Consider the following 11,873-nt stretch of genomic DNA (forward strand, 5'->3'; position numbering starts at 1 on the left):
CGAGGGCCAAAGGTCATGTCAACCTTCCGGCCGGGTCATGCATCCGATGATGCTGGCCCGCCGTTCAGGCCCGCGGCTTGCGCTTGGGCTGCAGCATCGTGCCGGTGCATTTGGGCGAGCCGCAGCGGCAGGCCCAGAGCTTCTTGAGCCGTGCGGTGTGCGGCTCGGCCAGGGTGATGCCGTAGTTGTAGGTCAGCTCTTCGCCAGGGGCGATGTCGCGCATGGCCTCGATGTAGATGCGGTCCTTGCGCTTCTTGCCGGTGTCGGACTCCAGGTGCGCGGCTTCGCAGTTCGGGTCGCAGCTGTGGTTGATCCAGCGCGCGTCGTTGCCGTCGACGTTGGCGTCGATGACGTACTTGTCGTTGAGCGTGAACAGAAAGGTGTGGCCGGTGTCGAGGTCGTCGGCGTACACCCGGTCCACTTCCTCGTGCGTGCGCAGCAGGCCCTTGTAGCGGATCACGCGTTCGCCCTTGGCGATCGCCTCGGTGGCGAAGACGCCGTTGCCGTGGATGGCGGAGCGGCGGGCTTCGATCTTCTTGGGCATCTGCAGGTGATCCGGAACGGCAAGGGGCGCCATTGTCCCGCATGCGGGCCTTCCGCGCAGCCCTGCCCCGCGCCGGCGTAAGCTGGCGTCGGCACACGGGAGTTCGGACATGGATCCTGGCAACAGCTGGCGCGAGGAAAAACAATCGGCCTGGCTCTACCGCGCCCTGGCCGCCGCGGAGCCCGATGCCCGCATCGCGGCGCTGTTCCGCTCCCTCGCCGACGCGGCCGAATCGCAGGCGCAGACCTGGGCCGCGGCCGCCCAGGAGGCCGGCGAAATCCTGCCCGAACCCTTCGTGCCCGAACGCCGGGCCCGACTGGTGGCGGGCCTCGCGCGCCGGCTCGGACCGCGCCGGATGAAGCCGGCGCTGGCAGCACTGAAAGTGCGCGGCCTCTCCGCCTACACCGCCGCGCTCACCGGCCACCTGCTGCCGACCGACCTGGCCCAGGTCGGCCTCAGCCACCGATCGGTCGGCGGCGGCAATCTGCGCGCGGCCATCTTCGGGGTGAACGACGGCCTGGTGTCCAACGCCAGCCTGATCCTGGGCGTGGTCGGCGCCAGCGCCTCCACCGGCACCGTGCTGGCCACGGGCATCGCCGGCCTGCTGGCGGGCGCCCTGTCGATGGCGGCCGGCGAATACGTATCGGTGCGCTCGCAGCGCGAGCTGTTCGAATATCAGATCGGGCTGGAGTCGGACGAGCTGAAGAAGTACCCGGAGGCCGAGGCGGAGGAGTTGGCCCTGATCTACATCGCCCGCGGCATGCCGGCGGAGCAGGCCCGCGAGTTCGCCCACAAGCTGGTGAAGAACCCCAGCCAGGCGCTGGACGTGCTGGCCCGCGAGGAGCTGGGGCTGAACCCGGACGACCTGGGCTCGCCGATCGGCGCCGCGGTGTTTTCGTTCAGCGCCTTCACCGTCGGCGCGCTGATCCCTCTGATCCCCTTCTTCGCTGGCAGCGCCCTGCCCAATGCGGCCTACCTGGGCACCGGCCTGGCGGCAGCGGGCCTGTTCGGCACCGGCGCGGCCATGAGCCTGTTCACCGGCCGCAATCCCTGGGCGGGCGGCGCACGCATGCTGGGCATCGGCGCCCTGGCCGGGGCGACGGTGTTCGCGATCGGCCGCCTGATCGGCGTCGACGTGGCCTGAACGGCCGTTCCCTCCCGGATTGAGCCGGCCCGGCTTAAACCGTACAATTTCGGTCCGAATTCCGAGATTCCGGCCCGACGCCATGCTCCGCGTCACCAAACTGACCGACTACGCCACCGTCGTGCTGGCCGCCCTGGCCTCGGCGCCGGACCGGGTGCTGTCGGCTGCCGACCTGGCCGAACGGGCCCGGCTGGAGCCGCCGACCGTGGCCAAGGTGCTCAAGCCCCTGGCCCACGCCGGCCTGGTCGAAGGCTTCCGCGGAGCCAGCGGCGGCTACCGGCTGGCCCGGCCCGCGGACCAGATCGCGCTGATCGCCATCGTCGAGGCGATCGAGGGCCCGCTGGGCATGACCGAATGTTCGGGCGAACACTCCAGCTGCGAACACGAGCCGCACTGCGGCGTGCAGTCGCACTGGCGCCGCATCAACGACGTCATCGCCGACGCGCTCGGCGGCATCACCCTGGCCGACATGCTGCCGCCGCCGGCGGCGCGCAAGGCCATCCCGCTGCAGCTGTCGCGGGCAGGAGCCTGACATGACCACCCATAATGCAGAAATCGTCGAACACCTGGCCCGCCGCTACGACGCCGGCTTCGTCACCGACATCGAGTCCGACACGCTGCCGCCGGGCCTGAACGAGGACGTGGTCCGCTTCATCTCGGCCAAGAAGAACGAGCCCGAGTGGCTGACCGAATGGCGGCTCAAGGCCTACCGGCACTGGCTGACGATGACGCCGCCGCACTGGGCCAAGCTCGACATCGCGCCGATCGATTTCCAGGCCGTGAGCTACTACGCCGCGCCCAAGGGGCCGAAGTACGCCTCGCTCGACGACGTGCCCAAGGAGCTGCTCGACACCTACGAAAAGTTGGGTGTGCCGCTGCACGAACGCGCCAAGCTGGCCGGTGTGGCGGTGGACGCGGTGTTCGACTCGGTCTCGGTCGGCACCACCTTCCGCAAGGAACTGGCCGAGAAGGGCGTGATCTTCTGCTCGCTGTCGGAAGCCGTGCACGACTACCCCGACCTGGTGCGCCAGTACTTGGGCAGCGTGGTGCCGGTGGGCGACAACTATTTCGCGGCGCTGAACTCGGCCGTGTTCTCCGACGGCAGCTTCGTCTTCATCCCCAAGGGCGTGCGCTGCCCGATGGAGCTGAGCACCTACTTCCGCATCAACGCCCGCGACACCGGCCAGTTCGAGCGCACCCTGATCATCGCCGAGGAGCGCAGCCACGTTTCCTACCTGGAAGGCTGCACCGCGCCGATGCGCGACGAAAACCAGCTGCACGCGGCGGTGGTCGAGCTGGTGGCGCTGGACGACGCCGAAATCAAGTACAGCACCGTGCAGAACTGGTACCCCGGCGACGAGAACGGTGTCGGCGGCATCTACAACTTCGTCACCAAGCGCGGCGAATGCCGCGGCGCGCGCGCCAAGATCAGCTGGACCCAGGTCGAGACCGGTTCGGCCATCACCTGGAAATACCCGAGCTGCGTGCTCAAGGGCGACGATTCGGTCGGCGAGTTCTACTCGGTGGCGCTCACCCACCACCGCCAGCAGGCCGACACCGGCACCAAGATGATCCACCTGGGTGCACGCACCAAGTCCAAGATCATCAGCAAGGGCATCAGCGCCGGCCGCGGCCAGAACACCTACCGCGGCCTGGTGAAGATGGAAAAGACCGCCGCCGGCGCCCGAAACTACACCCAGTGCGACAGCCTGCTGATCGGCAAGAAGTGCGGCGCCCACACCTTCCCCTACATCGAGGTCAAGCACCCGACCGCGACGGTGGAGCACGAGGCGACCACGTCCAAGATCAGCGATGACCAGCTGTTCTATTGCCGCAGCCGCGGCATCGGCGAAGAGGACGCGGTGTCGATGATCGTCGACGGCTTCTGCAAGCAGGTCTTCAAGGAACTGCCGATGGAGTTCGCGGTGGAAGCCAAGAAGCTGCTGGAAGTGTCGCTGGAAGGTGCGGTCGGATGATGCGCCTGGCCCTGCCCCTGCTGCTGGCCGCGGCCACCGCCGCCTGTTCGCCGGCCTCCGCTCCCGGCGACGCCGCGGCCGCCGCGCCGGTCGCGCACACCTTCGCCTTCTTCGCTGCCGATCCCGACAGCCGCGACCCGCGCATCATCGACTGGGTGGCCGGCGACTGCAGCGAGGTGGCGCTGGCGCGCGTGTCGCGCATGCCGGCCGACGATGCCGTGCTCAAACCCGACATCGTCGTCGAATTCGGCGACGACGGCAGCGAGCGGCGCCGCTGGCTCAAGCCCTATTCGGCCGAGATCCTGGCGATCCAGGGCGACGACCTGTATTTCGGCGCCAGTCCCGGCGGCGCCAAGGGCCCGTTCCGCACCTCGCCCGCGGGCGAGGTGGTGCTGGCGACGCCGCTGAGCACCGGTCTGTCGGAGCGCGCGGAGCTGATGAGCTGCCCGGACACCCTGCCTTCGTTCCCGGACATGTCCCTGGTGGTCTGTTACGCCGCCCAGGATGCCGGCGGCCGACCGCTGAACCTGGCCTGGGACGCGGGCTGCCCATGACGCCGCGCCTGCCGTTGAACACCTTCCCGAACACTCCGCTCCACGCGCTCCTGGACACCCCATGCTGAAGATCGAAAACCTCCACGCCCGCGTCGCCGGCAAGGACATCCTCAAGGGCCTCTCGCTCGAGGTGAAGGCGGGCGAAGTGCACGCCATCATGGGTCCGAACGGCGCCGGCAAATCGACGCTGGGCAACATCCTCGCCGGCCGCGAAGGCTACGAGGTGGTCGAAGGTTCGGTCACGCTCGAGGGCCTCGACCTGCTGGCGCTGGAGCCGGAAGAACGCGCCGCCGCCGGCGTCTTCCTGGCCTTCCAGTACCCGGTCGAGATCCCGGGCGTGAACAACACCTACTTCCTGCGCGCCGCGCTCAACGCCCAGCGCAAGGCGCGCGGCGAAGCCGAACTCGACTCGATGCAGTTCCTCAAGCTCGTGCGCGAGAAGCTGGCCGTGCTGCACCTCAAGGACGAGCTGCTGCACCGCGGCGTCAACGAGGGCTTCAGCGGCGGCGAGAAGAAGCGCAACGAGATCTTCCAGCTGGCCCTGCTGGAACCGAAGCTGGCGATCCTGGACGAGACCGACTCGGGCCTGGACATCGACGCGCTCAAGGCCGTCGCCGACGGCGTCAACCTGATGCGTTCGGCCAAGCGCGCCTTCCTCGTCATCACCCACTACCAGCGCCTGCTCGACTACATCAAGCCGGACTTGGTGCACGTGCTGGCCGACGGCCGCATCGTCGAGAGCGGCGGCCCGGAGCTGGCGCTCGAGCTCGAGGCGCACGGCTACGCCTGGGTGAAGGACCGCATCGCGCCCGGGGCGAAGGCCTGACCATGGGCGGTCTGCTGGAATCGCTGAAGGCCGGCTTCGAGGCCCTGCCCGCGCCGCTGGTGGAGGCGCAGGGCCTGGGCGCGTCGCGCCGGGCCGCGCTCGCGTCCGCACTCGCCGACGGCCTGCCGGGCGCGCGCGTGGAGGCCTGGAAATACACCTCGCTGCGCGCCCTGGCGGCGCGCGATTTCGCGCCGGCCCGGGCGGGCGTGGTGGACACGGCCCTGGTCGCCGACATCCCGGCGCCGCGCCTGGTCTTCGTCAACGGCCGTTTCGACGCGGCCCTGTCCGACCGCAGCGAGCTGCCCGACGGCGTCGAGCTGCGGCCGATGTCGGAAGCGCTGGACGGCGACGACCCGCGCGCGGTGGCGGTGTTTGGCCGCCGCTTCGAGCGTGCGGACGAGATCTTCGCTCGCCTCAACGCGGCCCTGGCCGTGGAAGGCGTGCGCCTCAGCGTCGCGGCCGACACCGCGGTCGCGGCCCCGCTGCACCTGGTCTTCCTCGGCGCGCCCAGCGGCGGCGACCAGGCGGCGCACCTGCGCCATCTGGTCGAGCTGCGCACCGGCGCGTCGGCGACCGTGGTTGAACACCACCTCGGCGCCGGCGCACACCGCCATCTGACCAACCACCTGGTCCACATACACCTGGCCCGCGGCGCGCGGCTGAAACACGCCCGCGTGCAGGACGAGGACGCCGGCGCCAGCCTGATCGCCCGCACCGACGCCGTGCTCGGCTCCGGCGCCGAGTACCGCCGCGCCGACCTCGAGCTCGGCGCGGCGTTGTCGCGCCATGAGCTCAACATCGCCCTGCAGGGTGAAGGCGCCGCGGCGATCGCCGGCGGCGTGCTGCTGGCCGACGGCCGCCGCCATCTCGACACCCGCCTGGGCATCGAACACCAGGCCCGCGACACCCGCTGCGAACTGCCCTGGCGCGGCCTGGCCGACCAGCGCGGCCGCGCGGTCTTCCACGGCGGCATCCTGATCCAGGCCGGCGCCGACGGCAGCGACGCGAACCTGTCGAACAAGAACCTGCTGCTGTCGGAAAGCGCCGAGATCGACACCCAGCCGGTGCTGGTCATCCACGCCGACGAAGTGAAGGCAGCGCACGGCGCCACCGTCGGCCGGCTGGACGAAACCGCGCTGTTCTACCTGCGCAGCCGCGGCCTGGGCCGCGAGCAGGCGCGCCAACTGCTGATCCAGGCCTTCCTGCGCGAGCCGCTGGCGGCGCTGGACGATGCCGGGCTGGCGGAATCCCTCGGCGCCCGCATCACCGACCGCCTCGACCGCAAGGATGTTTCCGCATGACCGCCCGCAGCGACCGCCCCGACTGGCTGCGCATCCGCGCCGACTTCCCGGTGCTGACCCGGCAGGTGCACGGCAAGCCGCTGGTCTATCTGGATTCGGCCAACACCTCGCAGAAGCCGCAGTCGGTGATCCGCGCGGTGGACGAGTTCTACCGCGAACACAACGCCAACGTCTCGCGCGCGGTGCACGCGCTCGGCAGCGAGGCGACCGAAGCCTACGAGGGCGCACGCTCGAAGCTGGCGGCCTTCCTCAACGTGCCGGCCGACGAGCTGGTGCTCACCTCGGGCACCACCTTCGGCATCAACCTGGTCGCCTACAGCTGGGCGCTGCCTCGGCTCAGGGCCGGCGACGTCATCCTGCTCACGCGCATGGAGCACCACGCCAACATCGTGCCCTGGCAGCTGGTGGCCGAACGCACCGGCGCGAAGATCCGCGTGGTCGAGATCACGCCCAGCGGCGAACTGGACCTGGACGACCTGCGCGCCAAGCTCACCGGCGAGGTGAAGCTGCTGGCCTTCACCCACGTCTCGAACGTGCTCGGCACCGTGAACCCGGTCGCGCAGATCTGCCGCGAGGCGCGCAGGCGCGGCGTGGTCACCCTGGTGGACGGTTCCCAGGCGATGCCGCACCGCGCCGTCGACATCCCGTCGCTGGGCTGCGACTTCTACGCCCTCACCGGCCACAAGATGCTGGGCCCGACCGGTACCGGCGCGCTGTGGGCGCGGCGTCAGCACCTGCGCGAGATGCCGCCCTTCATCGGCGGCGGCGAGATGATCAAGGAAGTGCGCTTCGAGAAGACCGTGTTCAACGACCCGCCGCACAAGTTCGAGGCCGGCACGCCCAACATCGCCGGCGTCGTCGGCCTGGGCGCGGCGGTGGACTACCTTCGCGGCATCGGCATGGACCAGATCGAGGCCCGGGAACAGGCCCTGCTCGAGATCGCCACCCGCGAGCTGTCGGCCATCGAGGGCCTTCGAATTTTCGGCAGCGCGCCGGGCAAGGCGGCGGTGATCAGCTTCCTGGTCGAAGGCGCGCATGCCCACGACCTGGCCACCCTGCTCGACCTCGAGGGCATCGCCGTGCGCTCGGGCCACCACTGCGCGCATCCGCTGATGGCGCACTTCGGCGTGCCGGCCACCTGCCGCGCCTCGCTGGCCTTCTACAACACGCACGTGGAAATCGAACAGCTGGCCGCCGCCATCGGCAAGGTCCGCAAGCTGCTGGCATGACGGTCGCGGCTGACTTCCGGCCGCGTTTTTTCTGACTTCCGGCAGGTATCGGCCGCCGCGGCCGCGCTCCATAGTCGACAAACGACGACCCAGAGCGCCGCCCATGACCTCGCCCACTCCTGTTGCCCGCCCCAGCCTGCCGCGGCGCCTGCTGCGCCACCTGGTGCGTTTCCTGCTGTTGAGCGCGGTGCTGCTGGGACCGAACCTGGTGTTCTTCGGCCGCTGGCATGCGCCCACGCAGCCGATTCCTGCGGTCGCCGCGACGCCGGACGACCAGCGCGCGGCCGCCGGCCTGCCGGCGGGGCTGGCCTCCGACCTGGCCGCCACGCTGCGCGAAAGCCGGGACCGGGCCGGCCTGCCCTCGCTGTCGGCGGCCATCGCCTTCGACGGCCAACTGCAATGGGCGGGCGCCACCGGCCTGGCCGACATCGAGGCAGGACGCGCGGCCACGGTCGCGTCGCGCTACCGCACCGGCAGCGTGGCCAAGCCGATCACCGCCGTCGCGCTGATGCGGCTGGTCGAGGCGGGCAAACTCGACCTGGATGCGCCGCTCTCGACCTACCTGCCGCAACTGCCCGACACGCTGCAGCCGATCACCGCGCGCCAGCTCGCCTCGCACCGCGGCGGCATCCGCCACTATTCCCGTCTGCCGGCCTGGTGGATGGGCTGGCACGAGAGCTATTCGCGCAAGCCCTATGTCACGGTCGCCGACGGACTGGAGCTGTTCGTTGACGACGCGCCGGAATTCGCGCCCGGCACCGGTTTCCTCTACTCGACCTTCGGCTATTCGCTGCTGTCGCGGCAGATGGAGGCCGCCAGCGGGCGCAGCTTCCCGGAGTTGCTGCAGGACGAGGTGTTCGCGCCGGCCGGCATGAACGCCACGGCGGTCGACCGCGCCGGCGACATGCCGGAACGCGTGGCCTTCTACGAGGCCGAGGGTGGGCGCTACACGCCGTCCTATCCGATCGACTCGAGCTACAAGATCGCCGGCGGCGGCTTGGTGTCCACGCCCAGCGACCTGGTGCGCCTGGGCCAGGGCCTGCTCGGCGACCGCCTGCTGTCGGAAGCGGGCAGGCAGGCGCTGTGGACGCCGCTGGCGCTGGCCGACGGGACCATGAATCCCGAGAACTACGGCGTCGGCTGGCGCATCGACACCTCGACCCGCCTGCTGGGCGCGTCCCGCCCGACCCGTGTGCTGCACCACGGCGGCACCCAGCCGGGCGCGGCGGCGTTTTTCATGCTCGTTCCCGAACACGGCATCGTGGTCACGGTAATGAGCAACTCCGGCACCGGCACCGCCCGCGCCGAGGCCCAGGAAGCGGCCTATGCGCTGGTCCGCCAAGTGGTGGACCGCTGAGGCCGGGCGCGGCGATTTCGGCGATGATGGGCGCCTTCCCGCCTGCCACGCCACCCTGCCGATGACCCCGCTGAGCTTCCGCGCCGCCACGCCCGCCGACGTCGACCCGATCGTCGCCCTGGTCGAATCCGCCTACCGCGGCGATGCCAGCCGCGCCGGCTGGACCACCGAAGCCGACTTCCTGGACGGCCGCCGCACCGGCCGCGACGATGTGCTGGCGCAGATCGCGCGGCCGCAAAGCGTCGTGCTGCTGGCCGACCGCGAGGGCGAACTGCTGGCCTGCGCCCACGTCGCGGTCGAGGACGGCGCCGGCTATTTCGGCATGTTCTCGGTGGTGCCGGGCCTGCAGGGTGGCGGCATCGGCAAGCAGGTGCTGGCCGAGGCCGAACGCATCGCCCGCGAGGACTTCGGCCAGGCCGCGATGCGCATGACCGTGATCGACATCCGCGACGAGCTGATCGCCTACTACGAGCGCCGCGGCTACCACCGCACCGGCATCTTCAAGCCCTTCCCCTACGGCGACGCGCGCTTCGGCCTGCCCAGGCGCGACGACCTGCGCTTCGAGGTGCTGGAGAAGGCGCTGTGAGCGGCTGGGTGCGCGTGTGTTCGACCGCCGAGCTGCTGCCGGGCGAGTCGCGCGTGGCCTGGGACGGCGACACGCCGATCCTGGTGGTGAACCTGGACGGCGACGTCCACGCGCTCGAGGACAAGTGCTCGCACGAGGACTACGAACTCAGCGCCGGCGCGATCGACGGCGACCAGGTCGAATGCACCCTGCACGGCGCGCGTTTCGACCTGCGCAGCGGCGAGGCGCTGTGCGCGCCGGCTTATGCGCCGGTACGCAAGTTTCCGGTGAAAGTGGAAGACGGCGCCGTCTGGACCCGCGACGACCGCTAGGCCTCAGGCCAGCGGCGCGATCTTCACCAGCAGGGCCTCGCCGCCGCCGTCGAGGATCAGCCGCGGCGGCCCCTCGGCATCCGGCAGCAGCATCACGCTGTCGCCCTGGGCCAGGTGCAGCGGGCGTCTCAGGTCCTTGAACTGCGCCTGGCCCTGCATCAGGTACACCAGCCAGGTGACGCCCGGTTCAGCGAAGAACACCATCGGCCCGACCAGGGGCCGGTGCAGCAGGGTCGCCGCGACCGCATCGCGGCGCCACATCAGGTTGAAGTCGTGGGTCGGCCCCGACAGCAGTTCGGCGCGCAGGGCGCGCTCGCCGGCGAAACGCAGGCGGTCGTGCGGCGGCCGCAGCTCGGCGCGCTCGCCGTCGTCGAACACCAGGTCCATGCCCTCGCCCGCCAGCAGCACCAGCTCGCGGTCGCAGCCTGGGAAGGCGGAGAACGGCGCGTCCTGGTCGATCTCGGCGATCGACACGCGCCAGGCCCAGTCGGCGGCGCCTTCGGGATGGCGATAGACCTCGCGGGTCCAGCCGCGTTGATTGCGCCAGCGCTCGCGTCGGTATTCATTCGCGGGCAGGTGCACCAGGCGCATCAGGCCACCTGCAGCGAGGCGAGCTCGCGCGTGCTCAGGGCCAGCGACTCCGCCCAGGAAAAGCCGACGATGGCGCGGCCGCTCTGCGCGTCGCGGAAGACCTCCTCCTCGCCTTCGGGCAGCAGGTGGCGGTAGTCCACGGTCAGTTCGTCGCCCGCCGCGAGATCGCGCGCGGCGAAGATGAAACCCAGGTGCCACAGCCCGTTCGGCGCGAAGCTGTGGTTGACGTAACACTCGTCCGGCCACTCCGGCGTGATCGTGTAGCGGTCCTCGAACCAGCGCACCGTCGCGGCCATCGCCGCCTCCGGGTCGGGCTGCGTCTGCACCTGGTCCCAGGTATAGGTCGCGGGTATGGCGTCGGGCGCGACCAGGATGCGGCCGCGCGCGACGGCCTCGTCGAGGAACAGGCCCTGGCCCGCGCCGGGAATGCGCGAGGGGGCGATGTGATAACGCGGCAGGATCATGCCGCGCAGTCTAGCGCAGGGTCCGGCGGCGACGGATCAGTCCGGCGCCGCGTCGCCGGGCAGCCAGGCAGCATTCCAGTACGCGTAGTCGCCCAAGCTCCGCACCAGCCCCGCCCGCAGCGGATGTCCGACCAGATGCCGCGCCACGCCGACCACGTCCTCGTCGGCGCCCAGGGCCCGGTCGCCGAAACCACGCCCCCACAGCCAGCCGTTGATGCGATGCCGGTCCTCCACCGCACGCGAAGTCAGGGCCTTGAAGCGGCCGATCAGGGTGGAGAGCGTGTCGCGCTCGCCGAGGGTGACCAAGCCCTGCCAGTGCGCCGGCATCAGCACCCAGGCCAGCAGCCGGGCATCACGCCAGGGCCAGCGGGCGGTGTGCACCCGGCAGACGGCGCGCGCGGCCTCGTCGTCCAGGAACACGGGACGCCGGTACAGCGTGGCGACCGTGACCACATAGGTTTGTCCGGCCACCGACCGCTGCGCCCGGCCATCGGCACGGGCGCGGCGGACGGGCCGTTGGACGGGCGTGGGCAGGATCGCGGACATCGGGGCACCTGGGTGTCGTCGGGAAAGGCCCGGCCGGAGCCGGGCCCCCATGGCTCAGTTCGAGGCGGGCGCGGGCTTGGGCTTGGCCGCGGCCCCGGCCGCCGCCGGACGGGCGGCCGGGGCGCCGCCGCCGACCGTGATGCGGTCGCGGTTCTGCTCGATGGTGGCCAGGCCGATGCCCTTGACCTCGGACAGCTCGTCGGCGCTGCGGAAGGCGCCGTGCTGCTTGCGGTGGGCGACGATGGCCTCGGCCTTGCTCGGGCCGATGCCGTTGAGCACGCGGTCGAGCGTGGCGGCATCGGCGGTATTGATGTTGACCTTCTCCTCGGCGGCGAAGGCGCCACCGGCGAGCAGGGCCGAGAACAGCAGGGACAGCAGCGGGATCGACTTCTTCATGGCGGTTCCTCGTGGAAGGGTGGCCGCCGGGCGCATGCCGCGGCGGTG

Annotated in this window: 15 protein-coding genes; 10 read left to right on the top strand and 5 right to left on the bottom strand. The window is 70.7% G+C overall.

Annotated features, from left to right (window positions below; translation table 11 throughout):
- Nucleotides 1-64: 64 nt before the first annotated feature.
- Nucleotides 65-544 carry an SET domain-containing protein gene (locus E1B00_RS10060; protein WP_139448329.1) on the bottom strand — a complete coding sequence of 160 codons (480 nt, stop codon included), beginning with the start codon at nt 542-544 and terminating at the stop codon, nt 65-67.
- Nucleotides 545-653: 109 nt separating this feature from the next.
- Here E1B00_RS10060 and E1B00_RS10065 point away from each other — a divergent pair, with 109 nt between their 5' ends.
- The 10 genes from E1B00_RS10065 (at nt 654) to E1B00_RS10110 (ending at nt 9,828) form a co-directional block, all read left to right on the top strand.
- Nucleotides 654-1,688: a VIT1/CCC1 transporter family protein gene (locus E1B00_RS10065; RefSeq protein ID WP_139448331.1), complete on the top strand. Its 1,035-nt coding sequence runs from the start codon at nt 654-656 to the stop codon at nt 1,686-1,688.
- An 82-nt stretch (nt 1,689-1,770) separates the two neighbouring features.
- Nucleotides 1,771-2,220 (top strand): SUF system Fe-S cluster assembly regulator, encoded by a 450-nt coding sequence (locus E1B00_RS10070; protein WP_139448333.1) that lies wholly within the window; start codon nt 1,771-1,773, stop codon nt 2,218-2,220.
- A gap of 1 nt (nt 2,221) precedes the next feature.
- Nucleotides 2,222-3,664, top strand: a complete 1,443-nt coding sequence (gene sufB, locus E1B00_RS10075) for a Fe-S cluster assembly protein SufB (protein WP_139448335.1) — start codon at nt 2,222-2,224, stop codon at nt 3,662-3,664.
- On the top strand, nt 3,661-4,218 hold the full coding sequence (locus E1B00_RS10080; protein ID WP_139448337.1) for a hypothetical protein: 558 nt from the start codon (nt 3,661-3,663) through the stop codon (nt 4,216-4,218). Before sufB ends, E1B00_RS10080 begins: the two co-directional genes overlap by 4 nt.
- A gap of 61 nt (nt 4,219-4,279) precedes the next feature.
- A complete protein-coding gene (gene sufC, locus E1B00_RS10085) occupies nt 4,280-5,044 on the top strand; it encodes a Fe-S cluster assembly ATPase SufC (RefSeq protein ID WP_139448339.1) in 765 nt (254 codons plus the stop codon).
- A gap of 2 nt (nt 5,045-5,046) precedes the next feature.
- The gene (gene sufD / locus E1B00_RS10090) at nt 5,047-6,345 is read left to right on the top strand and encodes a Fe-S cluster assembly protein SufD (RefSeq protein ID WP_139448341.1); all 1,299 of its coding nucleotides are present in this window, start codon (nt 5,047-5,049) and stop codon (nt 6,343-6,345) included.
- Nucleotides 6,342-7,574 carry a cysteine desulfurase gene (locus E1B00_RS10095; RefSeq protein ID WP_139448343.1) on the top strand — a complete coding sequence of 411 codons (1,233 nt, stop codon included), beginning with the start codon at nt 6,342-6,344 and terminating at the stop codon, nt 7,572-7,574. Before sufD ends, E1B00_RS10095 begins: the two co-directional genes overlap by 4 nt.
- 103 nt (nt 7,575-7,677) lie before the next feature.
- Nucleotides 7,678-8,931 (top strand): serine hydrolase domain-containing protein, encoded by a 1,254-nt coding sequence (locus E1B00_RS10100; protein ID WP_139448345.1) that lies wholly within the window; start codon nt 7,678-7,680, stop codon nt 8,929-8,931.
- Between the two features lie 61 nt (nt 8,932-8,992).
- Nucleotides 8,993-9,517 (top strand): GNAT family N-acetyltransferase, encoded by a 525-nt coding sequence (locus E1B00_RS10105; RefSeq protein WP_139448958.1) that lies wholly within the window; start codon nt 8,993-8,995, stop codon nt 9,515-9,517.
- On the top strand, nt 9,514-9,828 hold the full coding sequence (locus tag E1B00_RS10110; RefSeq protein WP_139448347.1) for a non-heme iron oxygenase ferredoxin subunit: 315 nt from the start codon (nt 9,514-9,516) through the stop codon (nt 9,826-9,828). The genes E1B00_RS10105 and E1B00_RS10110 overlap by 4 nt, the downstream gene beginning before the upstream one ends.
- Before the next feature lie 3 nt (nt 9,829-9,831).
- Here the strand turns inward: E1B00_RS10110 and E1B00_RS10115 are convergent, their stop codons facing one another.
- From E1B00_RS10115 to E1B00_RS10130, 4 genes are all read right to left on the bottom strand, one after another.
- Nucleotides 9,832-10,419 (bottom strand): HutD/Ves family protein, encoded by a 588-nt coding sequence (locus tag E1B00_RS10115; RefSeq protein WP_139448349.1) that lies wholly within the window; start codon nt 10,417-10,419, stop codon nt 9,832-9,834.
- Nucleotides 10,419-10,883: an SET domain-containing protein-lysine N-methyltransferase gene (locus E1B00_RS10120; RefSeq protein WP_139448351.1), complete on the bottom strand. Its 465-nt coding sequence runs from the start codon at nt 10,881-10,883 to the stop codon at nt 10,419-10,421. The genes E1B00_RS10115 and E1B00_RS10120 overlap by 1 nt, the downstream gene beginning before the upstream one ends.
- Nucleotides 10,884-10,919: 36 nt before the next feature.
- Complete coding sequence (locus E1B00_RS10125; RefSeq protein WP_139448353.1) at nt 10,920-11,354, bottom strand: REP-associated tyrosine transposase; 435 nt, start codon at nt 11,352-11,354, stop codon at nt 10,920-10,922.
- A 129-nt stretch (nt 11,355-11,483) separates the two neighbouring features.
- Complete coding sequence (locus tag E1B00_RS10130; RefSeq protein WP_139448355.1) at nt 11,484-11,825, bottom strand: ComEA family DNA-binding protein; 342 nt, start codon at nt 11,823-11,825, stop codon at nt 11,484-11,486.
- Between the last annotated feature and the right edge of the window lie 48 nt (nt 11,826-11,873).

The sequence above is a fragment of the Arenimonas terrae genome (genome assembly GCF_006265115.1).
In the GTDB taxonomy this organism is placed as follows: Bacteria; Pseudomonadota; Gammaproteobacteria; order Xanthomonadales; family Xanthomonadaceae; genus Arenimonas; species Arenimonas terrae.